The organism is Rhodococcus sp. FW305-130 (assembly GCF_058788335.1).
The window spans coordinates 607,481-631,539 of sequence record NZ_JBYTAP010000004.1; the positions used below are offsets into that span (position 1 = coordinate 607,481).

Sequence of the window (24,059 nt, forward strand, 5' to 3'; positions counted from 1 at the left end):
GGCTGTCACAGCTGCGCTCAATTCGGCTGTCACAGCCAGGGCTCGATCGGCTTCTTCACCCACATGATCTTCTCGTCCGGATGCTCACGCCGAGCTTCGGGACGGTCAGGGTTAGCGGCTGCCCACACAGCTTTCTCGTCGAGCAGTCCGGCCGCGATGGTCCAGGTCTCCCGCGTGCTCGGCGGATTGGCGCCGGCCGCACGTGCGAGTTTGCGCAGTCGATCGTCGGGCATCTCGAGCAACTCTGCGCTACTGATATCGCGATCCCAGGCGAACTTGGCCAGGCCGACGGCTTTCTCGCGTCGGCTACGGCTCGCCATGTCGTTGTGCGCAAAGTCTGGTTGGGATGCCACGGCTTCACCTTATCGTCAACGCAATCGAGGCCCTCCCGCGTGAGCGGAAGGGCCTCGATTACTGTTCTTCACTGTCGGGGTGGCGGGATTTGAACCCACGACCTCTTCGTCCCGAACGAAGCGCGCTACCAAGCTGCGCCACACCCCGTGTCGAACCTCGGTTAGCTTACATTACCGAGTCGACTGACATTAAATCCGCAGGTCAGTTGCGTAGAATCGACGCTGGAGACTCTGCGGAACTGTGTGCGGAGACGTGCTCCGGTTCGCGCCTGGTGGCCGGAACCAGAGTCAACAGAGTTGCCTCGGGGCGGCAGCAGAAGCGCGCCGGCGCCCACGGCGAAGTGCCGATGCCCGCGGAGACGTGCAGCTGGGTGTGCGCGCCCCACTTCGACGGCCCCTTGACCCGGGATCGATCGATCTGGCAGTTGGTGACCAACGCGCCGTAGAACGGAAGGCACAGCTGACCACCGTGCGTGTGGCCGGCGAGCACAAGGTCGTAACCGTCGTCGGCGAACCGATCGAGAACTCGAGGTTCGGGCGAGTGCGTCAGACCGAGCTTGAGCTGGGCGACGGGATTGGGTGTTCCGGCGACGGTGTCGTAGCGATCACGCTTCAGGTGCGGATCGTCGACTCCGGCCGCTGCGATGCGAATACCGGCCACTTCGAGTTCGCGGCGCACGTGGGTCATGTCCAGCCATCCACGTTCGGTGAACGCGGCCCGCAGATCGCCCCAGGGGAGGGGATCCCCGGTGATGCGCTTGTCCTTGTTGAAGATGTAGCTCAGTGGGTTCTTCGGTTTCGGAGCGAAGTAGTCGTTGCTGCCGAAGACGAACAGACCCGGCCGAGCCAACAGATCACCGAGCGCCTGGACCACTGCCGGGACGCTGCGCTGATGCGACAAGTTGTCGCCGGTGTTGACCACGAGGTCGGGGTCGAGGCCTTCGAGCTCACGCAACCAATTCTGTTTCAACCGTTGGTTCGGCATCATGTGCAGGTCGCTGAGATGGAGGACCCGCAGCGACGACGAACCGGGCGCCAGGACTGGCATCGTCACCTCACGCAGTGCAAATGCATTGCGTTCGATGCCGGATGCGTACCCGATCCCTAGTGCAGCGGCGCCCGCGGCACCAAGTGCGGTGCGGGTCAGATTGGTGCGGAACTGGGAAGACACCTCTCAAGGATACGGGTGTGGCGTTCTTCTGCGTCGCTCTCGCCGCCTTTTACAGCTATTCCACAGAGAATTGTGTCCGGGCGGAGGTAACTATCGGCACGCTCGAAACGCCGAGCGCGTAACGTTTCCACCATGTCCGACACGACAGCATCGCTCAAAGCCACCCTCCGAACCGACATGGTTGCATCCATGAAGGCGAAGGATCCGCTACGTACAGCCACCCTTCGGATGCTCATGGCAGCCATCCAGACCGAAGAGGTGGCCGGTAAGGAAGCACGAGTCCTCACCGACGAAGAAATCATCAAAGTCCTTGCAAAGGAATCGAAGAAGCGCGGCGAATCGGCCGAGATCTACACCGAGAACGGCCGCGGTGAGCTTGCCGCGAAAGAGCGCGCCGAAGCTCAGATCATCGACGAGTACCTGCCGACGCCGTTGACCGACGCCGAGCTTGTCGACGTCGTCGACACCGCCCTCGCTCAGGTGTCCGAGGAGCTCGGTGAGCGTCCGGGGATGCGCCAGATGGGCCAGGTCATCAAGGCCGCCAGCGCGCTGGCCAAGGGCAAGGCCGATGGCGCCCGTATCTCTGCAGCAGTGAAGTCCCGCCTGTAGAAGCGCGCCACCAGAATCGAAAACGGCCGCGATCTCCGAGTCACTCGGAGATCGCGGCCGTTCTTGTTTTCAGAGCCGTCAGTTTTCAGGGCCGTCAGTTCGGCGGGGTCCCCGCGGGCGGTGCGGGTTCACCTCCGGGCGGAGTCGCATCCGGGGGAGTCGCGCCCGGTGCCGGAGCTGCTGGAGCTGCCGGGGATGCGGGTGCTGCCGGAGCCCTCACGGAACCGTCACTGATGTAGATCGTGACGGTCGAACCCGGGATCGCGGACCCGGACGGCGAAACTCCGGTGACCGTTCCCGCGCGTGCTCCGGACGCCGTCGTCACGGAATTGACCGTGAAGCCGGACGCCTGCAACCTCGACGTCGCCGCCGACTGGCTCAGGCCGACAACCTCGGGAACCTGGCCGTTCTGCGATCCCCGTGCGTACTTCTCGTCGATCGGAGGCAGCGAGGTGGGCCCGAAGTTGTTGGCGACCGGGTTCATTGCCGCGAACCAGGATCTCGCCGGTTCGGTACCGCCGTACAGGTTGCCGCTGTAGCAGGGGCGCAGCGGGCTCGAGCAGATCTCTCCCGGCGTCGGGGAGTCGCCGAAGATGTAGACAGCGGCAGCGAGGTTGTTGGTGAAGCCGAGGAACGCCGAGGACTTGTGGGTCTCGGTGGTACCCGTCTTGCCCGACATCGGCAGGCTCCATCCGGCGCTGCTTGCAGCTCCGGCAGACGTACCGGCGCCGACGTCGTCACGGCTCATGGCGTTGGCGAGTGTGTCTGCCAAGCCGGGCTCGACAACCTGCTCACAGCCCTGCTCGGTGACGGCCACCGGTTTGCCGTAGCGGTCGAAGACCGAATCGATGGGACTCGGCGGGCACCACTTGCCGTGCGAGGCGAGAGTGGCCGCGACGTTGGAGAGTTCGAGCGGGTTGATCCAGGTGGGGCCCAGGGTGAACGAACCGAGGTTCTGTTCCTTCTGGAAGTCGGCCATGCTGCGCTCGTCGAAGCCCGAGGTGTTGGGATCAGCGTACGAGCGCATGCCGAGACGGACGGCCATGTCGACGGTCGGCGTGACGCCGGTTGCCTCGATGAGCTTGACGAAAGCGGTGTTGGGGGACTGTGCCAGCGCGTCGGTCACCGACAGCGTCGGCGGGTAGTTGCCGGCGTTCTCCACGCAGTAAGTCGACACCGGGCAACCGGCCGCACCACCGCTACCCATGCCCTTGGCTTCGAATCGCTTGGGCACGTCGAGCGTCGCGTTGATACCGAGGCCCTTCTCCATCGCCGCAGCCGTCGTGAAGATCTTGAAGACGGAACCCGCACCGTCACCCGCAAGGGAGTACGGCTGTGCCTGGACGGTTTCGTCGGCGTCGGCATTGAGACCGTACGTGCGACTGCTGGCCATCGCGATGACCTTGTGTGAATCCTGGCCCGGCCTGATCACGTTCATCACGTTCGCGATGCCGTCGAGGTTGGCGCTCGCGTTCGCGTTCAGTCCGGCCTTGGTGGACGCCTGGACCTGCGGATCGAGAGTGGTCTTGATGAGGTAACCACCCTCGTTGATCTGGTCGCGCGTGATTCCGGCGTCCGAGAGGTACTTCAGTGCGTAGTCACAGAAGAATCCGCGATCGCCTGCAGCGATGCAGCCGCGCGGCAAGTTGTTGGGGGTTTCCAGGACGCCGAGGGGCTCTTCCTTGGCGGCGCGGAACTCGTCGGCACGATCCGGAATGTTCGTGATCATGGTGTCGAGCACGGTGTTACGACGCTCGGTCACGCCCTCGACGTTCGTGTACGGGTTCAGTGCGGAGCTGGACTGAACCATGCCGGCAAGCATCGCCGACTGGGGAACGGTCAGATCTGCGGCATCGACGCCGAAGTAGGTCTGAGCCGCGTCCTGGATGCCGAAGGATCCGTTGCCGAACGGTACGAGGTTGAGGTACCGGGTGAGGATCTCGTCTTTCGTGAGTTCCTTGTCCAGCGTCAGGGCCATCCGGATCTCGCGGATCTTTCGGGCCGGGGTGGTCTCGATGGCAGCGCGGCGCTCGGCATCCGTCTTGGCCACGACCAACAGTTGGTAGTTCTTCACATACTGCTGATCGAGTGTCGACGCGCCCTGCTGCACTTCACCGGTCGTCGTGTTGGTGAGGAAGGCACGCAGCGTTCCCTGCCAGTCGACGCCCTTGTGGTCGGGGAACCGGCGGTCCTCGATGGAGACGATCGCCAACTTCATGTTGTTGGAGATCTTCTCGCTCGGGACTTCGAAGCGTCGTTGGTCGTAGAGCCAGGCAATGGGATTGCCTGCCGCATCGACCATGGTGGACACCGCGGGGACCGTGCCTTCGACCAGTTCGGCCGAGACGTTGTCGACGGTATCGGCGGCGCGGTTGGACGCGAATCCGAATCCGCCCGCCACTGGGAACATCACCCCTGCGACCAGGACACCCGCCAATGCGGAGCTTCCGGCGAGCTTCGCCACTGTTTTTGCAATCGACACGATCTACAGAGTACGTGTGCCCACCCATTGGAACCGGTTTCAGTGTTTTGGGGGTGTTCAAAACCTTCTGAACACGCGCTTTGTACTGCCGTACCAAAAAATGCTCCCGAGCGTCTTGCGTTAGGGCCGTTCTTTACCTAAATTGTGATCAGTGTGATCGACGTAACACTCGATCACGAATGTGTCTCAGCTTTCACCGTGCTACCGCGGGGACGGCTGAGATGGTGCGCTGCTCGCCCTATGGCGACGGTCAGACTTTGTAGAGGGGACCCAGAATGTACACAGCCACCCCGAGTAGCCGTTTGGACATCGAGCAGGCCGAGGCACGAATTGCCTGGGTAACTAAGGCACGATGCCGCGAGGTCGACCCCGACCAACTTTTTGTTCGTGGCGCCGCGCAGCGCAAGGCGGCCACCATCTGCCGTCACTGCCCGGTCCTCATGCAGTGCGGAGCAGATGCTCTCGACAATCGTGTCGAGTTCGGTGTGTGGGGCGGAATGACCGAGCGTCAGCGCCGCGCACTGCTCAAGCAGCACCCCGACGTCGACTCCTGGTCCGAGTTCTTCGAAGACCAGCGCCAGCATCACTCAGCAGTCTGATCCAGGTCGATCGGGGGGATCAGCCCTTACGAGTGAGCTGATCTCCCACCGCGCGCAGCGCCTCGAGGTCCGAGACCTCGAACGGTAGCGACGGAACACCGATCAGCGGCACCCTCGGGTGAGCTGCGGTGAATCGACTCAGTAAGGCGATCTCCCGCTTCGCGATCACTGCCCGATGGGCATGGATGCGGAGAACGGCTGCGGTGAGGGCTTCGGCCTCGGTCGCACTTTCCTTCGCTTCCAGTTTGTCGGCGGCGGTCACCGCATGATCGGCAGGCAGAGCCGTCAATGTCGGGTGCGTGCGGTTGAGAACCAGACCGGCCAACGGCATCGAGTCGCCCGCAAGGCGATCGACGAAGAACGCCGCCTCGCGCAGAGCGTCGGGTTCGGCCGCTGCGATCACCAGGAAATGAGTCCCCGGCTGACGTAGCAACTCGTAGGTCTTCGTTGCGCGTTCACGGAAACCGCCGAACATCGAGTCGAGCGACTGCACGAATGCCGATGCATCCGAAAGCATTTGGCTTCCCACGATGGTGGAGACACCCTTCAGTGCCAATCCCATCGCGCCGGCGACGAGCCTGGTCAGGCCACGGCCGGGTGCGGAGAGCAGCCGGATCATCCGTCCGTCGAGGAATGTGCCGAGCCTCTGCGGGGCGTCGAGGAAGTCGAGCGCATTGCGCGACGGCGGGGTATCGACGATCACCAGATCCCACGCGTCGTTCGACGCCAGCTGCCCCAACTTCTCCATCGCCATGTACTCCTGCGTTCCGGAGAACGATGTGGCAACGGTTTGATAGAAGGGATTCGCCAGGATCTGCTCGGCCTTCTCAGGGCTCGAATGCTCGATGACCATCTCGTCGAAAGTCCGACGCATGTTCAGCATCATTGCGTGCAGTTCGCCCGTGGCCTCGGGACCCAGCTTCACCGGCTGCGGAGTGTTGTCGAGTTCGGCCACACCCAGGGCCTGTGCGAGGCGGCGGGCCGGATCGATGGTGAGGACGACTACGCGTCGGCCCTCTTCGGCTGCACGCAACGCCAGGGACGCGGCCGTCGTGGTCTTGCCGACGCCACCTGCGCCGCAACAAACCACGATCCGGGCCGTCGGGTCCTTGATGATCGCCGAAATATCGAGGGCAGGAGCTGCGCGTCGGCCGGTCCTGGAACTGCCGACCGTCACGTTCTCGGTGGTCTCGGTCATCACACGCCCTGTTCCGTGAGGTATTCGGCAAGCTCGTACAGCCCACCGAGATCGACGCCGTCGGCGAGTGCGGGAAGTTGCACCCGAGCCCCGTCGATCTCGCGGAGCTTCTCGGCGCTGGATTCTTGAGCTTCGAGCACCGAGGCATGCTCGATCGTCTCGGTGAGCAGGCCTGCGAAGTCGTCGTCGGACAGATCGATGCCGACGTCCGAGAGTGTCGACCGGATCGAAGCCGCGTCGATATCGCCGGCAGCGGCACCGGAGAGTTGGTCTTCGGGCAAGAACCTCGGGCTGGCGCGGTTGACGATGATGGCACCGAGGTTGAGGTCGTCGCGCGCCAGTTCTGCGGCGGCGTCGGCAGTTTCCTGAACCGGCAGCGCTTCGAGAAGTGCAACAAGATGTACGACGGTCTCCGGCGAGTGCAGCAGCCGAACGACGCCTTCACTCTGGGAGTGCACCGGGCCACCCTTGGCGAGATCGGCCATCGCCTTGGTGACGTCGAGGAAGCTGCCGATTCGTCCGGTCGGGGGAGCGTCGACGACAACGGCGTCGTACACGCGTTTGCCGGTTCGATCGGTGCGGATGACGCACTCCTTGATCTTGCCGGTGAGCAGAACGTCGCGAAGGCCGGGAGCGATGGTGGTGGCGAATTCGATGGCGCCGAACTTACGCATTGCCCGGCCGGCGAAGCCGAGGTTGTAGAACATTTCGAGGTATTCGAGGAACGCGGTCTCGATGTCGACGGCCAGAGCCATCACTTCACCGCCACCTTCGGCGGCCGCGACTTTGGTCTCCTGCGGTGGAAGCGGCGGTACGTCGAAGAGCTGCGCGATTCCCTGGCGGCCCTCGACCTCCACGAGGAGAACGCGCTTGCCGCCCTCGGCCAACGCGAGCGCCAACGCGGCGGCAACCGTGGACTTACCGGTTCCGCCTTTACCCGACACAAAGTGCAGGCGGGCCTTCGTCGCAGACTCGGGCCAGGTCCTGCTCAGCTCATCTTGGGATGCAACCACACCGCGAGCCTATAAGTCTGGGGCCGAAGATGTACGCGGGATAGGCTCACCGCATGAGCGAAATAACTTCCTGGGAATACACCGTGACTCCGTTGCTGGTCCACAATCCGAAGGCAATTCTCGACAACTGGGGTGTCGACGGCTGGGAACTCGTGGCAGTCCTGCCGAGCGCGTCGGGCGAGCAGCACGTCGCGTACATGAAGCGTCCGAAGGGCTGAATCACATGGCAGAGGCAACACAGACCTGGTCGGAGCGTCTCGCCGAACTGGGCATCGCACTTCCCGCCGTCGCGGCACCCGTTGCTGCGTACGTTCCCGCGGTTCGCAGCGGCAACCACGTGTACACGTCGGGTCAGCTCCCGTTCGTCGACGGAAAACTGGCGCTGACCGGCAAGCTCGGTGCGGGCGTGTCGGATGAGGACGCCAAGGCTGCGGCTCGCACCTGCGCGCTCAACGCTCTCGCTGCCATCGACGCCCTGGTCGGCATCGACAACGTCGTTCGCGTTGTCAAGGTTGTCGGCTTCGTGGCATCCGCCGAAGGATTCACCGGTCAGCCCGGCGTGATCAACGGCGCTTCCGAATTCCTCGGTGAGGTGCTCGGCGACGCCGGTATCCACGCTCGTTCGGCAGTCGGCGTGGCAGAGCTTCCCCTCGGCTCTCCGGTCGAGGTGGAACTGATCGTCGAAGTTCGCTGATGTCGACGGTCCATCCCGCCTACGCGCAGCTTCGCCGCGTCACCGACATCGCTTCGGTCTTGCTCGAAAACAATCCGGGCATGATGACGCTGGACGGTACGAACACCTGGATTCTGCATGCTCCCGGCAGCGTCGAGTGTGTAGTCGTCGATCCGGGCGACAACGACGAGGAACACCTGCAACGTGTCGCTGGTATCGGTCCGGTTGCGCTGACCTTGATCACGCACCGGCACTACGACCACACCGGCGGGGTGGACCGTTTCCATGAATTGACCTCGGCTCCGGTGCGTTCCGTAGACCCCACTTTTCTGCGCGGGGGTGCTTCGGCGCTTGTCGACGGTGAAGTGATCGAGGTGGCGGGTCTGAAGCTGCGGATCCTCGCGACTCCAGGACACACCGCTGACTCGGTGTCGATAGTCATCGAGAACGATGCGAGCGTGCTGACGGGCGACACCATTCTCGGCCGCGGCACCGCAGTTCTGGACGACTCCGACGGCGATCTGGGGGATTACCTCACATCACTGCGGTCGTTGGCCGCACTCGGCGAAGGACTGACGGTTCTTCCCGGGCACGGTCCGGACCTGCCCGATCTGCAGGCGATTTCGCAGCAGTACCTTGCTCACCGCGAGGAGCGTCTAGCCCAGGTGCGGGACGCTCTGACGACGTTGGGGGAGTCGGCATCGGTGCGCGAGGTTGTCGAGCACGTCTACTCCGACGTGGACCCGAAGCTGTGGCCGGTGGCGGAGAAATCCGTCAACGTGCAGTTGGCGTATCTGCGCCGCTGAGGCGCTCGGCGCCGACATTCTGCGCCGCTGAGGCGCTCGGCGCCGACATTCTGCGCCGCTGAGGCGCTCGGCGCCGACATGAAGAGTTGAGTTGTGTAGCCGAACTGCCGCCATCTATGCCGATCGAGGTATAGCTGGCGGCAGTTTTTGCATTTGTTTGATATGGGTCACGGGCCAATAGTTAGTCCATGACCTCACAATGCGACGGATGGATCCGCAATTACGTGGACGGCTCCTATGTCGAACCCGACGAGTCGTCGAGCTTCGATCAGGTCGACCCAGCAACGGGCCGTGTTCTCGCCCGGGTCCACGAGGCCGACAAGGCCCTGGTCGATCGGGCCGTGACCTCTGCCAGACGTGCTCTGGACAACGGTTGGGCCGATACGCCGGTCCGTGAGCGGACGGCTCTGCTGCGACGCGCCGCCGACCGGATCGAGGAGCGATTCGAAGAGTTCGTCGCCGCAGAAATGGCGGACACCGGCAAGCCGATCACACAGGCACGCGAACTCGACGTCGCGCGCGCCCTGACGAACTTCCGCACTTTCGCCGACATCGTCGCCGCGGCCGGACAGGAATCGTTTGTCACGGATCTCGCGGGTGGCAAGCAGGCGCTGAACTACGCGATCCGCAAGCCGCTCGGCGTCGTCGCTGTCATCGTTCCCTGGAACCTGCCGCTGCTTCTCCTGACCTGGAAGGTTGCGCCCGCGCTCGCGTGCGGAAACTCCGTGGTGGTCAAGCCCTCCGAGGAAACCCCAGCGACCGCGTCGTTGCTTGCCGAGGTACTCGAAGAAGTCGGCCTGCCTGCCGGTGTCTACAACGTCGTCCACGGGTTCGGTGCGAACTCCGCCGGCGAGTTCCTCACCACGCACCCCGGCATCGACGGTGTCACTTTCACCGGTTCTTCGGCAACCGGTTCGCATGTCATGAAAACCGTTGCGCCGCGAGTCCGTCCGGTCTCGTTCGAACTCGGTGGCAAGAACGCCGCGATCGTCTTCGACGACGTCGACATCGACGAAGCGTTGACGGGTCTGACCAAGTCGGTGTTCACCAACACCGGCCAGGTCTGCCTGTGCACCGAACGGGTGTACGTGCACCGCAGTATTTTCGACGACATCGCCGGTGGACTCGTCGAGCGGGCAGCAGGATTGCGTCTGGGCGACCCGACGCTCGATGCAACGACGACCGGACCGCTCATTTCGCAGGCGCACCGGAAGAAGGTTCTCGACTACTTCGAGATCGCCGAGCAGGAAGGCGCGAAAGTGCTGACCGGCGGCGGTATTCCGGACCTCGGACAGGAACTGTCGGGCGGATCGTGGATCGAACCCACCCTGTGGACTGGCTTGACCAACAAGGATCGCGTCGTGCGCGAGGAGATCTTCGGACCCGTTGCAGCACTCATTCCGTTCGAGACCGAAGCCGAGGCGATCGCCTTGGCAAACGACACCGAGTACGGCCTCGCTGCCTCTGTGTGGACCAACGACCTGCGCCGTGGACACCGCGTCGCGCAGAAGATGAACGTCGGAATCTCCTGGGTCAACACGTGGTTCACCCGCGAACTGCGATCTCCCTTCGGCGGTATGGGCCTGTCCGGCATCGGACGTGAGGGTGGCGAGTCCTCGCTGCACTTCTACACCGAACCGACGAATGTATGTGTGCAACTGTGAACATCGAAACCGCAAAAGTTTTCCAGAAATGAGCGAGGCGTGATGACAGCCCCCGAAGACACCGTATCCGCGCTCGCGCGTCGCCTCGACGACGCTGCGCAGAGTCGCACCGACACCCCGAGCCTCGCCGACGAATACACCATCGACATCGACGAGGCCTACCGGATCCAGAACGAACTCCTCGAACGACGAACCAGCCGTGGCGAATCGATTGTGGGTATCAAGCTCGGCTTCACAAGCCAAGCGAAGATGGCGCAGATGGGTGTCTCCGAAGTGATCGTCGGTCAGTTGACCGACGCGATGTGCGTGAGCAACGGCGGCGAAGTCGACCTGAGGAAGTTCATTCATCCCAAGATCGAACCCGAAGTGGCATACCGTCTGTCGAAGGACGTCGATCTCGACGATCCGAACGTCGACATCGAAACCTGCGTCGATGCACTGGCTCCCGCAATGGAGATCATCGACTCGCGCTATCGCGACTTCCGCTTCACCTACACCGACGTCGTCGCTGACAACACCAGCGCTGCCGGGTATGTGATCGGGCGGTGGCTGCCGCTACAGAACGTCGAAGACCGTTCCGTACGTATGGAGGTCGGCGGCGAGACGGTCGTCGGTTCCACGTCGGCCATTCTCGGCGATCCGGCGCGCGCTTTGCATGCACTGCTCGACATCGCCCGCCGACGCCGAATTCCGTTGCGCGCCGGTCAGGTAATTCTGGCCGGTGCCGCCACAGCAGCTGTGCGACTCGACGAGGGCGTCGCACAGTGCACGATCGACGGACTCGGAACCGTCACGGTGAAAGGTGTGAAGCGATGAGTGGGGCGCAGGTCATCGAGAAGCTGGCGAAGCCGCGCGGAAAGTTCCCCCACGTCAAGGTGGTCGGCGATTTCGTCTATGTCTCCGGGACCAGTTCGCGTCGACCCGACAACACGTTTGTCGGCGTCGAGGTCGACGAGATGGGGACGACGGCGCTCGACATTCGGGCGCAGACGCGTGCCGTCATCGAAAACATCGCGGCAATCCTCGCCGAAGTGGGTGGAGAACTCAGTGATCTGGTTCAGGTCACCTCCTACCTGGTGTCCATGAACGACTTCGGTGGATACAACGAGGTGTACGCCGAACTGTTCGACGAAAACGGTCCGACGAGAACGACTGTGGCTGTTCACCAACTGCCCCACCCGCATCTGCTCATCGAAATTTCCGGCGTGGCGTACGTGCCCGCCTCCAAGCGCTCAGCGTCCGAAGATACGGAGAATGCATCATGACCACGATTCCTCCCGTCATCGACTTCAAGAAGTGGATCGACGACAACCGCCACCTGCTGCAGCCGCCTGTCAACAATCAGACGATGGCGCTCGGAGACGACTTCATCGTGCAGGTCGTCGGCGGACCGAACCAGCGGACCGACTACCACCTCGATCCGTACGAGGAGTGGTTCTACCAGCTCGAAGGCGACATCCACGTCAACGTCATGACCGAGGACGGTCCTCAGCGTGTCGACATTCGTGAGGGCGAAACCTGGTTGCTGCCGGGAGACATTCCGCATTCGCCGCAGCGTCCCACTGCGGGCTCCATCGGCCTGGTCATCGAACGCGTCCGCAAGGAAGGCACGCTCGAGAAGTTCCAGTGGTACTGCCTCGAATGCGATCACAAGATTCACGAGGTCGAACTTCAGGTGCGCGACATCGTGGCCGACCTTCCGCCGGTGTTCGTCAAGTTCTACGAGAGCGAAGAAGCCCGCACGTGTGACAAGTGCGGCACGCTCCATCCCGGCAAGGGCTGAGTGATGAGCAACCTGATCGACATCCACACCCACTACGTGCCCAACGGGTGGCCGGATCTGACCGAAGACGCGGGGCCGCAAGCGCCGTGGCTGAAGGTCGAGTCGGAGACCGAAGCCATGATCATGATGGGCACCAAGGAGTTCCGCCGCATCCAGTCCGATGCCTGGGACGCCGAGGTGCGGCTTCGGGACATGGATGCCGACGGCGTGCACACGCAGGTCGTCTCGCCGACGCCGGCATTCTTCAATTACGGCCGAAGCGGCGAGCAGGCAAGTCGCATCGCACGGATCTTCAACGACCTCGCGCTCGAGATCGTGGAGCCGGCGAAGGATCGGTTGATTCCGTTCTGCCAGGTGCCTCTGCAAGACACCGACGCAGCGTGCCGTGAGCTCGAGCGGTGCATCGCGAACGGGCACCGCGGTGTCGAGATCGGCAATCATGTGGGCGATCTGGACCTCGACAGCGAGGGCGTGGTGACGTTTCTCCAGCACTGTGCGTCGCTTGACGTGCCGGTATTCGTGCACCCGTGGGACATGGCCAACTCTCCGCGCCTCGATCGCTGGATGGCGCAGTGGCTCACCGCGATGCCGGCCGAAACGCATCTGTCGATACTCGCGCTGATTCTCGGTGGGGTGTTCGACAAGATCGACGATCGTCTCAAGATCGGATTTGCGCACGGTGGTGGATCTTTCGCGTTCTGGTTGGGCCGGATGGAAAACGCCTGGCACGGCCGCAACGACATCATCGGTACGTCGGAGTTCCCGCCTTCGCATTACCTGGGTAGGTTCTACGTGGATTCTGTCGTCTTCGACGAGCGCGCACTGCGACTGCTGGTGGACACGGTGGGGGTGGACCGTGTGATGGTGGGTAGTGATTACCCGTACCCCTTGGGGGAGCGTCCGGTCGGTGAGGTGGTTCGCAAGAGTGAGTTCTTGGATGATACTGCGCGCCAACTGATTTCGCGGGGGAATGCCGAACGCTTCCTGGGTCTCGTCTGAGACCCCGGCTATACCCTTTCCGGTATGGCGGACGGTGATTTCGGCATTTGTGAGTCATGTCTCGAGCGAGCACAATTCCAAACACAACGATCGACGACGCTCGTGATGCCGACAATCCCGAAGACGGGGTCGGTGACTACAGATTTCATCGTCCGCCTGCCCCATCCAATCGATAGGTTCCGCGATGTCAGACAAGATATCCAACAGCACAACGAGTGACGGAAAGCCGTTGCCGGAGAAAGCTGCCCGTAGCCGAGTTGCCATGGCAACTCTGGCCGGCACAACTCTCGAATGGTACGACTTCTTCCTCTACGGCACAGCCGCCGCGCTGATCTTCAACAAACAGTTCTTCCCGAGCCTGAGTCCCACGGCCGGCACGCTGGCTGCCTTCAGCACCTTCGCCGTCGGATTCATCGCACGGCCGGTAGGTGGGCTCGTGTTCGGGCACTTCGGTGACCGGATCGGGCGCAAGGCCACACTCGTGGTCTCCCTGGTGATGATGGGCGTCGGGTCCACACTCATCGGCCTCATCCCGAACTACGATTCCATCGGATTCTGGGCTCCCGTCCTCCTGGTGGCCATGCGCGTCGTTCAGGGCATCGGTCTGGGCGGTGAAGGCGCCGGCGCGACACTCATGTCGATGGAGCACGCGCCGGCAGGGCAGAAGAATCGTTATGCAGGTTTCCCGCAGATGGGCACACCCGCCGGACTGGTTCTCGCCAACGGCATCTTCCTGACGACCAACGCCGTGATGTCGGACTCGGCATTCGCTTCGTGGGGTTGGCGAATCCCGTTCCTGCTCAGCTTCGTTCTGGTGGCGATCGGTCTGGTGATTCGCCTGCGCGTCACCGAGTCGCCGTCATTCGCCGGGATCATGGAGAAGGGCGAAATAGTCCGCTTCCCGCTGCGTGAGTCGCTCAAGGTCGGCTTCCCCCGTTTGTCTCTCACGCTTGCCGCGTGCTTGGCGAACTCCGCCGTGGCGTACGCCTTCATGGTGTTCACCCTGTCGTACGGAACTCAACATCTGGGCTACGACAAGCAATTCCTGGTGCTCAGCGTGACCGCGGCCGCAGTCCTGTGGTTCCTTTCCATCCCGTTCTGGACCAAGATCGCTGACAAGTACGGGCGTCGACACATGTTCATCGGCGGATCTGCTGCAATCCTGTTGTGGTGCATCGTGTTCTTCCCGCTACTGAACACCGAGAACAAAGTGGTCGCTGTCATCGCGTTCCTGGGTATGGGTCTGATCGTGCCGGTCACCCACTGCGTTCAGGGCAGCATCATCGCCGATACCTTCCCGGCCAAGGTCCGCTACTCCGGTTCGTCTCTGATCCTTCAGAGTGGTGCGATTCTCGGCGGTGGACTGGCGCCGATGATCGCCACCGCACTGCTGGACGCCACCGGGTCTTCGGTAGGCGTCACCTGGTACCTCGCCTCGATATGCACAATCAGCCTGGTCGGCGCCATCGCACTGTTCAAGATTGTCCCCGATTCGTCGCGGGGCTTGGAACACGAGGAGATTCGCGTCTCCGAAAACGCCTGAGTACTGGATTGATCCGACATCGGCCCGTTCCCCCTCGCGGGGAACGGGCCGATCGGCGTTTCACGGTCGCATGAGCTCAGCTGCAAAGGACTCCAGCGTCGCGATCAGGGCCTGTGCGGACGGGCTCGACGTGCGAGTCGCCGAGGAAGTGATGCCGACGCTGTGCCCGATCGGATCGAGTGTGATGGACAGGGTGGTCAAGCGCGCGTCGTCGCGGGGGATGAGGCTCGGTAGGACCGCGATCATGTCGGTCTCGACCAGCAGCTGGCGCACGGTGAGGAAAGAGGTTGCCTCGACGCGGTTTTCGGGCAACGGCAGGCCGTTGCGGGCGAAGAACTCCTCGAGCTCGCGGCGGAGCACTGTCTCGACCCCGGGAAGGATCCAGGGGAAGCCGCGTAGTTCTTCGAGTTGGACGTCCTCGCGGTGAGCGAGCGGGTGATCCACACGGGTGACGAGTTCGACGGACTCCGCGTAGAGGTTCCGTCTTGTCGCGGTGTCATCGGTAGGTGAGGTGAGCCGGCCGACGATCAGGTCGATTCGGCCCGCTTCCAGATCGGTGAGCAACTGTTCGGGCGTACCTTCGCGCACGATGACGGTGAGCAGCGGGTGGTGAACCTTCAGGCGCGCGATAGCGCCGGGAAGCAGCACGTTGGATCCGGCGAGATGTGTTCCCACGATGACGGTTCCGCGATTGGCGTCGGCAAGTTCGACGACGTGCCGCCCGGCTTCGGTCAGCTGCGCGATCACGGCCCGCGCATGAGTTGTGAAGGCCTCGCCGAAAATGGTCGGGGTGATTCCGCGTGGGCCGCGGTCGAAGAGCGAGACACCGAGAATGGACTCGATGTCGTGCAGACTGCGGGTCGCGACGGGTTGTGTGATGTGAAGTGCGGCAGCGGCGCCGACCACGCTGCCCTGACGGCTCAATGCGTCGACGAGCAGGAGATGGCGGAGTTTGAGTCGCCCGTCGAGGAGCTTGGGCATGTCCATGGAGCAATCCTAGACGGGATTGCCGCGAGTGGGTAGGCGCCCGAAGTTGCTCAGAAGAAGGTGATTCCGATCGGTTGGGCCGAGGTGTACTTCTCCCAGGTTTCGCTGCTGTCCGGACTTCCCGTGTGCGCAAACGACGTCCAGTGCCGGCGTATCCGACGGCCCAGTGCGTCGATGCTCTGCCAGTCGCTGCTGCCCAGCATCGGTGAGCTCTTCCAGGACTGGTCGGTTCCCAACATGAAGGGCAGTTCGATGCAGTGAGTGGCTCCGAAGACGTCGTCCGTCGGTGCCCAGTCGAAGCGATACGTGTACACCGACGCGCCGGCCGCTGTGAAGGCGTCGGCCAGCTCCATCGCCGGTTCGGCAAACATGTTCTGTGTCAGTGCTTTTTCGGCGACGCGTTCGGGATCGGGTACTCCCGCTACGTTGCGCACGAAAGCGGATCCCTCGTCGCGGGTGTATCCCACGATGACGTCAGGCGCTGTTTCGAAAGTTCGGATCACGGGATCCAGTTCGGAAATCGGTGCGAAGGGCGGTTGCACGACGTTAGGGGACCGCCGGCTGAACTCGATTGCGGTGCTGCGGAATGCGTCGAGAATGCGGGAGAGTGGCGCGGTCCGAGGATCTCCGTCGAGCAGTCGGGCAAATGTTTCACCGTTCTCGATCGCGGCAGCCTGCGTGAAGTTGAGGTCCGGCCGTGGAGTGCTCTGCAGAATTGCTCGATGGAACAGAGTTCGAGAGTTGTTACTGCTCAACAGATTCACAATCGAATGAGCGCCGGCCGACTGCCCGAACACGGTGACCGAGTCTGGGTCGCCGCCGAATGCCTCGACGTTCTCGCGCACCCACTCGAGCGCTGCGATCTGATCGTGGACCCCGAGATTGCCTTCGCTGACGCCGTCGAGGAGGAGGTATCCGAGCACGCCGACGCGGTAGTTGACCGACACCACGACGACGTCGCCCTCGGCTGACAAAGCGCCGCCGTCGTACCAGGGGAGGGAGCCGCCGCCACTGGAGTAACCGCCACCGTGAAGCCAGACCATCACCGGGCGATGACCGGTCAGCGACGGGGTTGTGACGGTGACGGTGAAGCTGTCCTCGCTCTGCTCCGGTTCGGGGAGCGGTGGCCCCATGATGCGCTCGAGCCGTGAAGGTGGTTGGGGGAAGACCGTTCCAAGCGCTGTGGCGTCGAAAACGTCGGAGAACGGTCCCGCCGGCCGCGGCTTCTCGAAGCGCGGTGCGCGGGCGTAGGGGATCGCACCGAAGTAGTAGGAACCGTCACGCTTTAGGCCGCGGATCTTCCCCGAAGCTGTGGATGCGATCACCGTCTCGGACGAGGGCATGGGTTCCTTTCCTCTTGTGCATACCTTTTCGAGCATGCCAGGTGCATGCCGCGGCACAAATGCCTTTGTGGTCGTGCGGTATGCGTTACGGCTGGAGTGCCTGTACCAGTCGATCTTCGAGTCGCGTCGTCACTCGGCTGTATACGGCACCGTCGTCCAGGGCTCGGGACATCACTATTGCGCCTTGGATTCCGGCCACGGCTTCTTCGGCGAGTCCGGTGGAATCTTCGGCTCCCACGAGTGCCGCCTCGAGCGCCGCGGTCCATTCGTCGAAGTAGGTTCGCACCTTGGCCCCGAAGCGGTTTCGCTCTTCACCGAGTGCAAATGCGCCGAACAGGCAAATGCGTTGCCCTGACCGAAAGTAGTCGGCGACGGTAGCGAACATGCTCTCGATGCGCTGCTGCGGTGGAACCGACTCTGCTCGAAGCGGTTCGAAGACTTCGGTGCGAAACCATCCGTCGACCTCGTCGAGTACGGCCTCGGCCATCTCTTCCTTTCCTCGCGGAAAGAAGTTGTAGAGACTGCCTTTGCCCAAACCGGTGTGTTCGGTGATGACGGCCAGGCTTGCTCCGTCGAACCCGTAGGTTCGAAACACGTTCGCGAGGGCGGGGATCGTGTCCGAGCGTTCAGCTACCTGTCTGGCCATGGATTCATCCTTTCATCACAGACCCAACTCGCTCAGGCCCGGATGATCGTGCGGGCGTGGTCCGGTCGAATCCCAGAAGAACTTTCGCTCGGACTCCGCGATGGGGACGTCGTTGATGCTGGCATGACGGTGGTGCATGAGGCCGTCCGCGTCGAATTCCCAGTTCTCGTTGCCGTAGGAGCGGAACCACTGCCCGTCGTGATCGTGCCACTCGTACGCGAATCGCACGGCGATGCGGTCGTCGCCGTGTGCCCACAACTCTTTGATCAACCGGTAGTCCAGCTCGCGGGTCCACTTCTCGGTCAGAAGTTCGACGATTTCGGATCGGCCGGTGACGAACGTCGACCGATTGCGCCACCAACTGTCCGGCGTGTAGGCCAGCGACACCTTGTGCGGATCGCGTGAGTTCCATCCGTCCTCGGCGAGGCGGACCTTCTGGACGGCGGTTTCGTGGGTGAAGGGCGGAATCGGTGCTCGGACGGTCATTGCGTGGCCTCTCGATCGGATGTGTACCTATCGGTACATACTTTACCGATAGGTACAACAAGAGTCCAGGGAATGACTTCGGCCGCCCCCACCGAAGTGGGAGCGGCCGAAAGAGTCGAGAAGGAAGAAACTAGCGGGCGCGACGAGCCAGACGCTCGGAATCCGAGATCAGAACGCTCTTGCCTTCGAGGCGCAGCCATCCGCGGTGTGCGAAATCGGCGAGCGCCTTGTTGACGGTCTCGCGGGAAGCGCCGACGAGCTGGGCGATCTCTTCCTGCGTGAGGTCGTGAGTGACGCGCAGGGCGCCACCTTCCTGAGTGCCGAAGCGCTGCGCGAGCTGCAGGAGCGCCTTGGCAACACGGCCGGGAACGTCCGTGAAGATCAGGTCGGCCAGGGTGTTGTTGGTACGACGCAGTCGGCGGGCGAGAACGCGCAGCAGCTGCTCGGCGATCTCGGGGCGCTGCTGGATCCATGCCTTGAGAGCGTCGCGGTCCATGCTCACGGCGCGAACCTCGGTGACGGTCGTAGCCGTCGAGGTGCGGGGGCCGGGGTCGAAGATGGACAGTTCGCCGAACATGTCGGACGGGCCCATGATCGTCAGTAGGTTCTCGCGACCGTCGGGTGAGCGTCGACCGATCTTCACCTTGCCGGACACGATGATGTACAGGCGGTCACCGGGTTCACCTTCGTTGAAGATGACATGTCCACGGGGGAAGTCGACGGGCTGCAGCTGCTTTGTCAGCGCCGCTACCGCTGAGGGCTCGACTCCTTGGAAGATGCCGGCTCTTGCCAGGACGTCGTCCACGTGCGCTCCTTGTTGGGATTTGTTCGTTTGTGGTGTCATTTTTGCGCTAACTATCTTTGTACCCGCGCTGCGCACAAACCGTCGTACACAGGCTCAGCCCTCATGAGTGAGACACTGTGTCCAATGCAATCTGTGTTCAATGCAACAGGTACGGCATCGAAGTCTACGTCCCGATAGCTCGCGACGAGTGATTGATGCCACGTAAGAGCCGAAAATTCTTCCGGAATCCGCTGCGGTGACTACTTTGTATGGCCGTCAACTTGCCCGTTGTGTCCGGATTTCGCCCAGGCTGGCGCTCTCGGGAGCCTCCGACTGACGGCCCTTCCGCTTCCGGTGGAAGCGAGCGAACGCATGGGGAAACCCATCGCTTGCCAGGCGGGCGACGTCGTCGTGACTTGCCTGATCGAGGAAGTCTTCTACTTCGTGCTCTTGAACCGAGAGCCGACGCAATCGCCCTTCGACTCGTTCCATCGCCAGGGCAAAGAGCATCAGCAGTAGCGGAAAGAGAATTACTGCGAGTCCTTGCATAGGGGGAAGTAAACACGTCGAAGGTCTCAGAATCGACACGACGGAGTCTCCACTCATGTCGTATCCGTACAGTTGTCTGAGTGCAGACCACCCCGACAGGCAGTTCAGAGCAGCGGAAGAAACCGCGTTCGGGGGGTGCGCGGAAGGAAGAATCACACCTCGGATTGGTACGCCGGGCGCGTCGGATGAATCGCGAGCTCGCTGTGGCTTTCCCGCACGTGTATTGCGAACTCGACTTCACGACTCCGTTGGAACTGGCAGTGGCGACAATCCTGTCGGCGCAATGCACCGACGTCCGCGTCAACATGGTCACGCCGGCGCTCTTCGCCCGCTATCCCGACGCGAAGGCATACGCGGAAGCCGATCGGACCGAACTCGAGGAGTACATCCGCTCCACCGGCTTCTACCGGAACAAGACGACGTCGTTGATCGGACTCGGTCAGGCGCTACTCGAACGCCACGACGGTCAGGTCCCGAACAAACTCGAAGATCTGGTGAAACTCCCAGGCATCGGACGCAAGACCGCGAACGTCGTGCTGGGCAATGCCTTCGACATCCCGGGAATCACCGTCGACACCCACTTCGGTCGGCTCGTGCGCCGGTGGAAGTGGACCGAGGAAGAAGATGCCGTCAAGGTGGAACACGCCGTCGGGGAACTGATCGAACGTAAGGAATGGACACTGCTCTCGCACCGCGTGATCTTTCACGGCCGACGGGTCTGCCACGCGCGCAAGCCCGCGTGCGGGGTGTGCGTTCTGGCCAAGGACTGCCCGTCGTACGGACTCGGCCCGACCGACAAAACCGAGGCCGCGGCCCTGGTGAAAGGCCCCGAGACCGACCATCTGCTCGCCCTGGCAGGGTTGTGATCGCCGATGACAAGTGCTGGAAGATGGTCTCTCGCTGCGCTCGTGGTCGTCGCGGCTCTCGTCGTGGCGATCTGGCCGCGTGGGGGAGACGACACGGCGCCCACGTCCACGGGTCCGTCGTCGTCCGCGTATCAGCCGCCGACGTTCACTCCGTCGTCGGAATCGCTCGATCAACTCCGTAGCCAGGCCTCACTGGCTCCCTGTCCGACTCCGACGGGCGAAGCTCCGGCCGGCTCGGCTCTGGCCGGAATCACCCTCGACTGCGTGTCAGACGGTCGGCCCGTCGACCTTGCCGCAGCGGTCGGCGGAAAACCGACTCTGCTCAACTTGTGGGCGTACTGGTGCGCGCCATGCGCCGAAGAGCTTCCGTACCTTCAGGAATTCGCGGAGCGCGCCGAGGGCAGCATCAACGTTCTGACGGTGCATTCGGATCCGAATCAGGAGAACGCTTTGACGCGACTCATCGACTACTCGGTGCGTTTGCCTGGCGTCCAGGACGGTGACGGCAAGGTACGGATCGCAGTGGGCGCACCGCCGGTGCTGCCGGTGTCGGTGCTCGTGCGCGCGGATGGAACAGTCGCCAAGGTCTTGCCTCAACCTTTCCGCAGTGCGGACGAAATCGCCGCCGCTGCGGCGCAATATCTGGGAGTCGTCGTATGAGCACACCGGTTCCCGAGTGGTTGCGAGCTGTCGCCAGCACCGAGCCCACCGATCCACACCGGATCAACCCCGTCCTCGAGCGTCGCGCGCCGCGCGGGACCGTGACGCGTCCGGCCGCGGTGCTCGTGCTCTTCGGCGGACCGCGTGAGGCAGACCCTCTCGCCGTCGGCGGCTTGCCGGAGGGCGCAGACGTGTTGCTGACCCAACGGGCGTCGACGATGCGTCAGCACAGCGGACAGGTCGCATTCCCGGGCGGCGCCGCCGATCCGGGCGACGACGGCCCCATCGGCACCGCGCTGCGTGAAGCGCAGGAGGAGACCGGGCTCGATCCGAGCGGAGTTCAGCCGCTCACCGTGCTACCGGAGATCTTCATCCCGCCGTCGGGTTTCGACGTGACGCCGGTGCTCGGCTACTGGGAGCAGCCGACGACGGTGGGGATTCAGGACGAGGGCGAGGTCGGACGGGTGGCCAGGGTGCCGCTGCGCACGTTGCTCGACCCCGACAACCGGTTTCAGGTTCGCCATCCCCTCGGATACCAGGGCCCGGCGTTCCGCGCCGACGGCATGCTGGTCTGGGGGTTCACAGCAGGAATCCTCGCGGCGCTGTTCACGGTGTCGGGCTGGGAGATTCCGTGGAACTACGAGGACGTGAGAGACCTGGACACAGCGCTGTCCGAGTTCGGTGAAGGTGTCGAGGATTCGGCGGTGCCGCGATGACAGGTTCTCGTTGGGTGGACATCGCCATCGTTCTGGTCGCCCTCATCGCGGCCACGTCCGGATGGCGTCAGGGCGCGGTGGCGTCGGCGTTGGCGTTTGTCGGCGTGATCCTCGGTGCCGTCGCCGGAATTCTGTTGGCGCCACACCTGCTCGTGCACGTCACCGAAGGCAAGCTGCGCATCCTCGCGGGCATCTCGCTGATCGTGGTGTTGGTCATCATCGGCGAAGTCGCCGGCATGGTGCTCGGACGCGCGGCGCGCAGCGGAATGCACAGTCCGACGGCGCGATCCGTCGACAGCGTCATCGGTGCGGGTCTACAGGCGGTGGCCGTCGTGGTCGCGGCGTGGTTGCTCGCGATTCCGCTCACTTCTTCGTCGCAGCCGAATATTGCCGCCGCTGTTCGTGGTTCGGATGTTCTCGCCAGCGTGGACGAACTGGCGCCGCAGTGGCTGCGCCGCATCCCGACGGAGTTTTCGGCGTTGCTCGACACCTCCGGCCTGCCGGACGTCATCGGCCCGTTCGGGCGTACGCCCATCACCGAGGTCGAAGCACCCGACGCGAGCGTTCTGGCCAGTCCGTTGGCGGCGCAGTTGCGTCCGAGCGTTCTACGCATCAACGGTGTCGCACCGAGTTGCCAGCGCGCGCTCGAGGGATCCGGATTCATCGTCGCCCCCGAACGCGTCATGACCAACGCACACGTGGTTGCCGGAACCGAGAGCATCACGGTGGACACCATGGAGGGCGCGCTGCCCGCGCAGGTGGTTCTCTTCGACTCCGCCGTCGACATCGCGATTCTGGCGGTTCCCGGACTGGACGCACCGGTGCTGCCGTTTGCTCCGGAGCAGGCTCAGACCGGCGACAACGCGTTGGTGCTCGGTTACCCCGGCGGCGGTCCGTACACGGCCAGCGCAGCCCGCGTTCGTGAGGTCCTGAACCTGAACGGACCGGACATCTACAAGGCCGGAACCACTCAACGTGAGGTCTACACCGTCCGCGGATCCATCAGGCAGGGCAACTCTGGTGGGCCGATGGTCGACGATCAGGGCCGCGTCCTCGGCGTCGTGTTCGGTGCTGCCGTCGACGACAGCGACACCGGATTCGTCCTCACCGCCCAGGAAGTATCGCGCCAGTTGAACGCGGCTGCCTCGGCGTCGACGCCGGTGCCGACAGGCGCCTGCATTCTGTAGCGGTCACTTCTCTGTAAGGAGGAAGTCCTCGAGTTCGCGGTTGACGCGCTCGGGGGCTTCCTGGTGCGCGTAGTGACCAACTCCGGCAATGGTGCGCAGTTTCTCGCCGGGAGCCCAATGCTTGTCGCGCCGCACGGTACGGGTGAGCACGTACGGGTCGAGTTCGCCGTGAATCTGGACGATCGGAATGCGAAGAACCTGATCCATCAAACGCATGAAACGACGACCCTCCGGCCGGAGCTGGCTGCGGAAGGCCCAGCGCTGGTACTCCAGCGTGGAATGCGCGACGCCCGGGATTCGGATCGCAGCCCGCATCTTGGTCATCACGTCCGCGAACTCGGGTTGCTGCGGCCAGGTGGGGCCGGACCGCGAGCGAACCAGACGCTCCACCTCGGCGCCGTTGTCGGCCGTCAACCGACGTTCCGGGCGTAGCGGTACCTGATAGGCCAGGAACGAGGGCAAAAGCGCGCGGCGCTGATATGGGTCGCGCACGACTGCTTTCTTGAGTGCCATCGGGTGTGGCGACGAGATCAACGCGATCGACCGCACCAGGCGTGGATGCAGGAGCGCGGTCGCCCAGCACACCAACCCGCCGTCGGCATGACCGATCAGCGTGGCCTTGCCGTAACCCATCGCACGAATGAGACCGGCTACGTCACCGGCGAGCGTCCAACCGTCGTAGCCGCGAGGGGGCTTGTCGGAATCGCCGTACCCACGAAGATCCATGGCGACGACGCGGAATCCCTGCTCCGACAGTGCCGTCAACTGATGGCGCCAGGACCACCAGAAATCGGCGAATCCGTGCAACAGGACCACCAACGGAGCATCCGGCTCCGCGTCGCCTACCTCGACGACGTGAAACCGGATGCCGTTGGCGTGAATGTCCCGGTGAATCCAGGGGCCGTCGAACCTGACGGTGGATGGATCTGGGGCTGCCACTTT

27 protein-coding genes and 1 tRNA gene are annotated in these 24,059 nt (G+C 63.3%); 15 read left to right on the forward strand and 13 right to left on the reverse strand.

The window, feature by feature from the left end; all coding sequences use genetic code 11:
- Positions 1-29: 29 nt before the first annotated feature.
- From AC3WQS_RS15925 to AC3WQS_RS15935, 3 genes are all read right to left on the reverse strand, one after another.
- Positions 30-353 (reverse strand): hypothetical protein, encoded by a 324-nt coding sequence (locus AC3WQS_RS15925; RefSeq protein ID WP_019746603.1) that lies wholly within the window; start codon positions 351-353, stop codon positions 30-32.
- A gap of 74 nt (positions 354-427) precedes the next feature.
- A tRNA-Pro gene (locus tag AC3WQS_RS15930) sits at positions 428-501 on the reverse strand.
- A 54-nt stretch (positions 502-555) separates the two neighbouring features.
- Complete coding sequence (locus AC3WQS_RS15935) at positions 556-1,524, reverse strand: metallophosphoesterase (RefSeq protein WP_445387586.1); 969 nt, start codon at positions 1,522-1,524, stop codon at positions 556-558.
- 132 nt (positions 1,525-1,656) lie between these two features.
- On the opposite strand from AC3WQS_RS15935, the gene AC3WQS_RS15940 reads away from it, so the two are divergent.
- The gene (locus tag AC3WQS_RS15940) at positions 1,657-2,133 is read left to right on the forward strand and encodes a GatB/YqeY domain-containing protein (protein ID WP_021342668.1); all 477 of its coding nucleotides are present in this window, start codon (positions 1,657-1,659) and stop codon (positions 2,131-2,133) included.
- Positions 2,134-2,227: 94 nt separating this feature from the next.
- On the opposite strand, the gene AC3WQS_RS15945 is transcribed toward AC3WQS_RS15940, so the two are convergent.
- A complete protein-coding gene (locus tag AC3WQS_RS15945; RefSeq protein ID WP_003943525.1) occupies positions 2,228-4,597 on the reverse strand; it encodes a penicillin-binding protein in 2,370 nt (789 codons plus the stop codon).
- A 293-nt stretch (positions 4,598-4,890) separates the two neighbouring features.
- On the opposite strand from AC3WQS_RS15945, the gene AC3WQS_RS15950 reads away from it, so the two are divergent.
- The gene (locus AC3WQS_RS15950) at positions 4,891-5,214 is read left to right on the forward strand and encodes a WhiB family transcriptional regulator (protein ID WP_019746605.1); all 324 of its coding nucleotides are present in this window, start codon (positions 4,891-4,893) and stop codon (positions 5,212-5,214) included.
- Positions 5,215-5,233: 19 nt separating this feature from the next.
- Here the strand turns inward: AC3WQS_RS15950 and bagB are convergent, their stop codons facing one another.
- Both bagB and bagA read right to left on the reverse strand, forming a co-directional pair.
- Complete coding sequence (gene bagB, locus AC3WQS_RS15955; RefSeq protein ID WP_029254327.1) at positions 5,234-6,412, reverse strand: ATPase BagB; 1,179 nt, start codon at positions 6,410-6,412, stop codon at positions 5,234-5,236.
- A complete protein-coding gene (gene bagA, locus AC3WQS_RS15960; RefSeq protein WP_019746607.1) occupies positions 6,412-7,425 on the reverse strand; it encodes an ATPase BagA in 1,014 nt (337 codons plus the stop codon). Before bagA ends, bagB begins: the two co-directional genes overlap by 1 nt.
- Positions 7,426-7,478: 53 nt before the next feature.
- Here bagA and sp36 point away from each other — a divergent pair, with 53 nt between their 5' ends.
- The 9 genes from sp36 to AC3WQS_RS16005 all read left to right on the forward strand — a co-directional run bounded on the left by sp36 (position 7,479) and on the right by AC3WQS_RS16005 (position 14,893).
- Positions 7,479-7,643 (forward strand): Sp36 family protein, encoded by a 165-nt coding sequence (gene sp36, locus AC3WQS_RS15965; RefSeq protein WP_003943454.1) that lies wholly within the window; start codon positions 7,479-7,481, stop codon positions 7,641-7,643.
- Positions 7,644-7,648: 5 nt separating this feature from the next.
- The gene (locus AC3WQS_RS15970; RefSeq protein WP_003943508.1) at positions 7,649-8,119 is read left to right on the forward strand and encodes a RidA family protein; all 471 of its coding nucleotides are present in this window, start codon (positions 7,649-7,651) and stop codon (positions 8,117-8,119) included.
- The gene (locus tag AC3WQS_RS15975) at positions 8,119-8,904 is read left to right on the forward strand and encodes an MBL fold metallo-hydrolase (RefSeq protein WP_046377838.1); all 786 of its coding nucleotides are present in this window, start codon (positions 8,119-8,121) and stop codon (positions 8,902-8,904) included. The genes AC3WQS_RS15970 and AC3WQS_RS15975 overlap by 1 nt, the downstream gene beginning before the upstream one ends.
- A 188-nt stretch (positions 8,905-9,092) precedes the next feature.
- A complete protein-coding gene (locus AC3WQS_RS15980) occupies positions 9,093-10,568 on the forward strand; it encodes a 2-hydroxymuconic semialdehyde dehydrogenase (protein ID WP_020905966.1) in 1,476 nt (491 codons plus the stop codon).
- 42 nt (positions 10,569-10,610) lie between these two features.
- Positions 10,611-11,384, forward strand: a complete 774-nt coding sequence (locus AC3WQS_RS15985) for a 2-keto-4-pentenoate hydratase (RefSeq protein ID WP_046377839.1) — start codon at positions 10,611-10,613, stop codon at positions 11,382-11,384.
- Complete coding sequence (locus tag AC3WQS_RS15990) at positions 11,381-11,833, forward strand: RidA family protein (RefSeq protein WP_019746612.1); 453 nt, start codon at positions 11,381-11,383, stop codon at positions 11,831-11,833. Before AC3WQS_RS15985 ends, AC3WQS_RS15990 begins: the two co-directional genes overlap by 4 nt.
- On the forward strand, positions 11,830-12,351 hold the full coding sequence (locus AC3WQS_RS15995; RefSeq protein ID WP_003943511.1) for a 3-hydroxyanthranilate 3,4-dioxygenase: 522 nt from the start codon (positions 11,830-11,832) through the stop codon (positions 12,349-12,351). The genes AC3WQS_RS15990 and AC3WQS_RS15995 overlap by 4 nt, the downstream gene beginning before the upstream one ends.
- 3 nt (positions 12,352-12,354) lie before the next feature.
- Positions 12,355-13,350: an amidohydrolase family protein gene (locus tag AC3WQS_RS16000; RefSeq protein WP_020968257.1), complete on the forward strand. Its 996-nt coding sequence runs from the start codon at positions 12,355-12,357 to the stop codon at positions 13,348-13,350.
- A 184-nt stretch (positions 13,351-13,534) separates the two neighbouring features.
- Positions 13,535-14,893, forward strand: coding sequence for an MFS transporter (locus AC3WQS_RS16005; protein ID WP_019746615.1), 1,359 nt, complete (start codon positions 13,535-13,537; stop codon positions 14,891-14,893).
- 60 nt (positions 14,894-14,953) lie between these two features.
- Here AC3WQS_RS16005 and AC3WQS_RS16010 read toward each other — a convergent pair whose 3' ends face one another.
- The 6 genes from AC3WQS_RS16010 to AC3WQS_RS16035 all read right to left on the reverse strand — a co-directional run bounded on the left by AC3WQS_RS16010 (position 14,954) and on the right by AC3WQS_RS16035 (position 19,688).
- Positions 14,954-15,880, reverse strand: coding sequence for a LysR substrate-binding domain-containing protein (locus tag AC3WQS_RS16010; protein WP_042950497.1), 927 nt, complete (start codon positions 15,878-15,880; stop codon positions 14,954-14,956).
- A gap of 50 nt (positions 15,881-15,930) precedes the next feature.
- Complete coding sequence (locus tag AC3WQS_RS16015; RefSeq protein ID WP_492713433.1) at positions 15,931-17,223, reverse strand: carboxylesterase family protein; 1,293 nt, start codon at positions 17,221-17,223, stop codon at positions 15,931-15,933.
- A gap of 85 nt (positions 17,224-17,308) precedes the next feature.
- Positions 17,309-17,869 carry a TetR/AcrR family transcriptional regulator gene (locus tag AC3WQS_RS16020; RefSeq protein WP_492713432.1) on the reverse strand — a complete coding sequence of 187 codons (561 nt, stop codon included), beginning with the start codon at positions 17,867-17,869 and terminating at the stop codon, positions 17,309-17,311.
- 15 nt (positions 17,870-17,884) lie between these two features.
- Positions 17,885-18,355, reverse strand: a complete 471-nt coding sequence (locus tag AC3WQS_RS16025) for a nuclear transport factor 2 family protein (protein WP_019746619.1) — start codon at positions 18,353-18,355, stop codon at positions 17,885-17,887.
- 130 nt (positions 18,356-18,485) lie between these two features.
- The gene (locus AC3WQS_RS16030; protein ID WP_003943506.1) at positions 18,486-19,160 is read right to left on the reverse strand and encodes a Crp/Fnr family transcriptional regulator; all 675 of its coding nucleotides are present in this window, start codon (positions 19,158-19,160) and stop codon (positions 18,486-18,488) included.
- 255 nt (positions 19,161-19,415) lie between these two features.
- Positions 19,416-19,688 (reverse strand): hypothetical protein, encoded by a 273-nt coding sequence (locus AC3WQS_RS16035; RefSeq protein ID WP_019746620.1) that lies wholly within the window; start codon positions 19,686-19,688, stop codon positions 19,416-19,418.
- Positions 19,689-19,768: 80 nt separating this feature from the next.
- Here AC3WQS_RS16035 and nth point away from each other — a divergent pair, with 80 nt between their 5' ends.
- Genes nth through AC3WQS_RS16055 form a run of 4 tightly spaced genes read left to right on the forward strand, consistent with a single transcriptional unit; the run spans position 19,769 to position 23,117 of the window.
- Positions 19,769-20,554: an endonuclease III gene (gene nth / locus AC3WQS_RS16040; RefSeq protein ID WP_060939223.1), complete on the forward strand. Its 786-nt coding sequence runs from the start codon at positions 19,769-19,771 to the stop codon at positions 20,552-20,554.
- A gap of 6 nt (positions 20,555-20,560) precedes the next feature.
- Positions 20,561-21,214 carry a TlpA family protein disulfide reductase gene (locus AC3WQS_RS16045; protein ID WP_019746621.1) on the forward strand — a complete coding sequence of 218 codons (654 nt, stop codon included), beginning with the start codon at positions 20,561-20,563 and terminating at the stop codon, positions 21,212-21,214.
- Positions 21,211-21,930, forward strand: coding sequence for an NUDIX hydrolase (locus AC3WQS_RS16050; protein WP_019746622.1), 720 nt, complete (start codon positions 21,211-21,213; stop codon positions 21,928-21,930). Before AC3WQS_RS16045 ends, AC3WQS_RS16050 begins: the two co-directional genes overlap by 4 nt.
- A complete protein-coding gene (locus AC3WQS_RS16055) occupies positions 21,927-23,117 on the forward strand; it encodes a MarP family serine protease (RefSeq protein ID WP_019746623.1) in 1,191 nt (396 codons plus the stop codon). Before AC3WQS_RS16050 ends, AC3WQS_RS16055 begins: the two co-directional genes overlap by 4 nt.
- Positions 23,118-23,120: 3 nt before the next feature.
- On the opposite strand, the gene AC3WQS_RS16060 is transcribed toward AC3WQS_RS16055, so the two are convergent.
- Positions 23,121-24,056 carry an alpha/beta fold hydrolase gene (locus AC3WQS_RS16060; protein ID WP_019746624.1) on the reverse strand — a complete coding sequence of 312 codons (936 nt, stop codon included), beginning with the start codon at positions 24,054-24,056 and terminating at the stop codon, positions 23,121-23,123.
- Between the last annotated feature and the right edge of the window lie 3 nt (positions 24,057-24,059).

Excerpts from the sequence above, each read along its gene's own strand:
- AC3WQS_RS15940 (WP_021342668.1), top strand. The coding sequence starts at position 1,657 with ATGTCCGACACGACAGCATCGCTCAAAGCCACCCTCCGAACCGACATG.
- AC3WQS_RS15950 (WP_019746605.1), top strand. The coding sequence starts at position 4,891 with ATGTACACAGCCACCCCGAGTAGCCGTTTGGACATCGAGCAGGCCGAG.
- bagB (WP_029254327.1), bottom strand. The coding sequence starts at position 6,412 with ATGACCGAGACCACCGAGAACGTGACGGTCGGCAGTTCCAGGACCGGC.
- sp36 (WP_003943454.1), top strand. The coding sequence starts at position 7,479 with ATGAGCGAAATAACTTCCTGGGAATACACCGTGACTCCGTTGCTGGTC.
- AC3WQS_RS15970 (WP_003943508.1), top strand. The coding sequence starts at position 7,649 with ATGGCAGAGGCAACACAGACCTGGTCGGAGCGTCTCGCCGAACTGGGC.
- AC3WQS_RS15975 (WP_046377838.1), top strand. The coding sequence starts at position 8,119 with ATGTCGACGGTCCATCCCGCCTACGCGCAGCTTCGCCGCGTCACCGAC.
- AC3WQS_RS15980 (WP_020905966.1), top strand. The coding sequence starts at position 9,093 with ATGACCTCACAATGCGACGGATGGATCCGCAATTACGTGGACGGCTCC.
- AC3WQS_RS15985 (WP_046377839.1), top strand. The coding sequence starts at position 10,611 with ATGACAGCCCCCGAAGACACCGTATCCGCGCTCGCGCGTCGCCTCGAC.
- AC3WQS_RS15990 (WP_019746612.1), top strand. The coding sequence starts at position 11,381 with ATGAGTGGGGCGCAGGTCATCGAGAAGCTGGCGAAGCCGCGCGGAAAG.
- AC3WQS_RS15995 (WP_003943511.1), top strand. The coding sequence starts at position 11,830 with ATGACCACGATTCCTCCCGTCATCGACTTCAAGAAGTGGATCGACGAC.
- AC3WQS_RS16000 (WP_020968257.1), top strand. The coding sequence starts at position 12,355 with ATGAGCAACCTGATCGACATCCACACCCACTACGTGCCCAACGGGTGG.
- AC3WQS_RS16005 (WP_019746615.1), top strand. The coding sequence starts at position 13,535 with ATGTCAGACAAGATATCCAACAGCACAACGAGTGACGGAAAGCCGTTG.
- AC3WQS_RS16010 (WP_042950497.1), bottom strand. The coding sequence starts at position 15,880 with ATGGACATGCCCAAGCTCCTCGACGGGCGACTCAAACTCCGCCATCTC.
- AC3WQS_RS16015 (WP_492713433.1), bottom strand. The coding sequence starts at position 17,223 with ATGCCCTCGTCCGAGACGGTGATCGCATCCACAGCTTCGGGGAAGATC.
- AC3WQS_RS16020 (WP_492713432.1), bottom strand. The coding sequence starts at position 17,869 with ATGGCCAGACAGGTAGCTGAACGCTCGGACACGATCCCCGCCCTCGCG.
- AC3WQS_RS16025 (WP_019746619.1), bottom strand. The coding sequence starts at position 18,355 with ATGACCGTCCGAGCACCGATTCCGCCCTTCACCCACGAAACCGCCGTC.
- AC3WQS_RS16035 (WP_019746620.1), bottom strand. The coding sequence starts at position 19,688 with ATGCAAGGACTCGCAGTAATTCTCTTTCCGCTACTGCTGATGCTCTTT.
- AC3WQS_RS16045 (WP_019746621.1), top strand. The coding sequence starts at position 20,561 with ATGACAAGTGCTGGAAGATGGTCTCTCGCTGCGCTCGTGGTCGTCGCG.
- AC3WQS_RS16050 (WP_019746622.1), top strand. The coding sequence starts at position 21,211 with ATGAGCACACCGGTTCCCGAGTGGTTGCGAGCTGTCGCCAGCACCGAG.
- AC3WQS_RS16055 (WP_019746623.1), top strand. The coding sequence starts at position 21,927 with ATGACAGGTTCTCGTTGGGTGGACATCGCCATCGTTCTGGTCGCCCTC.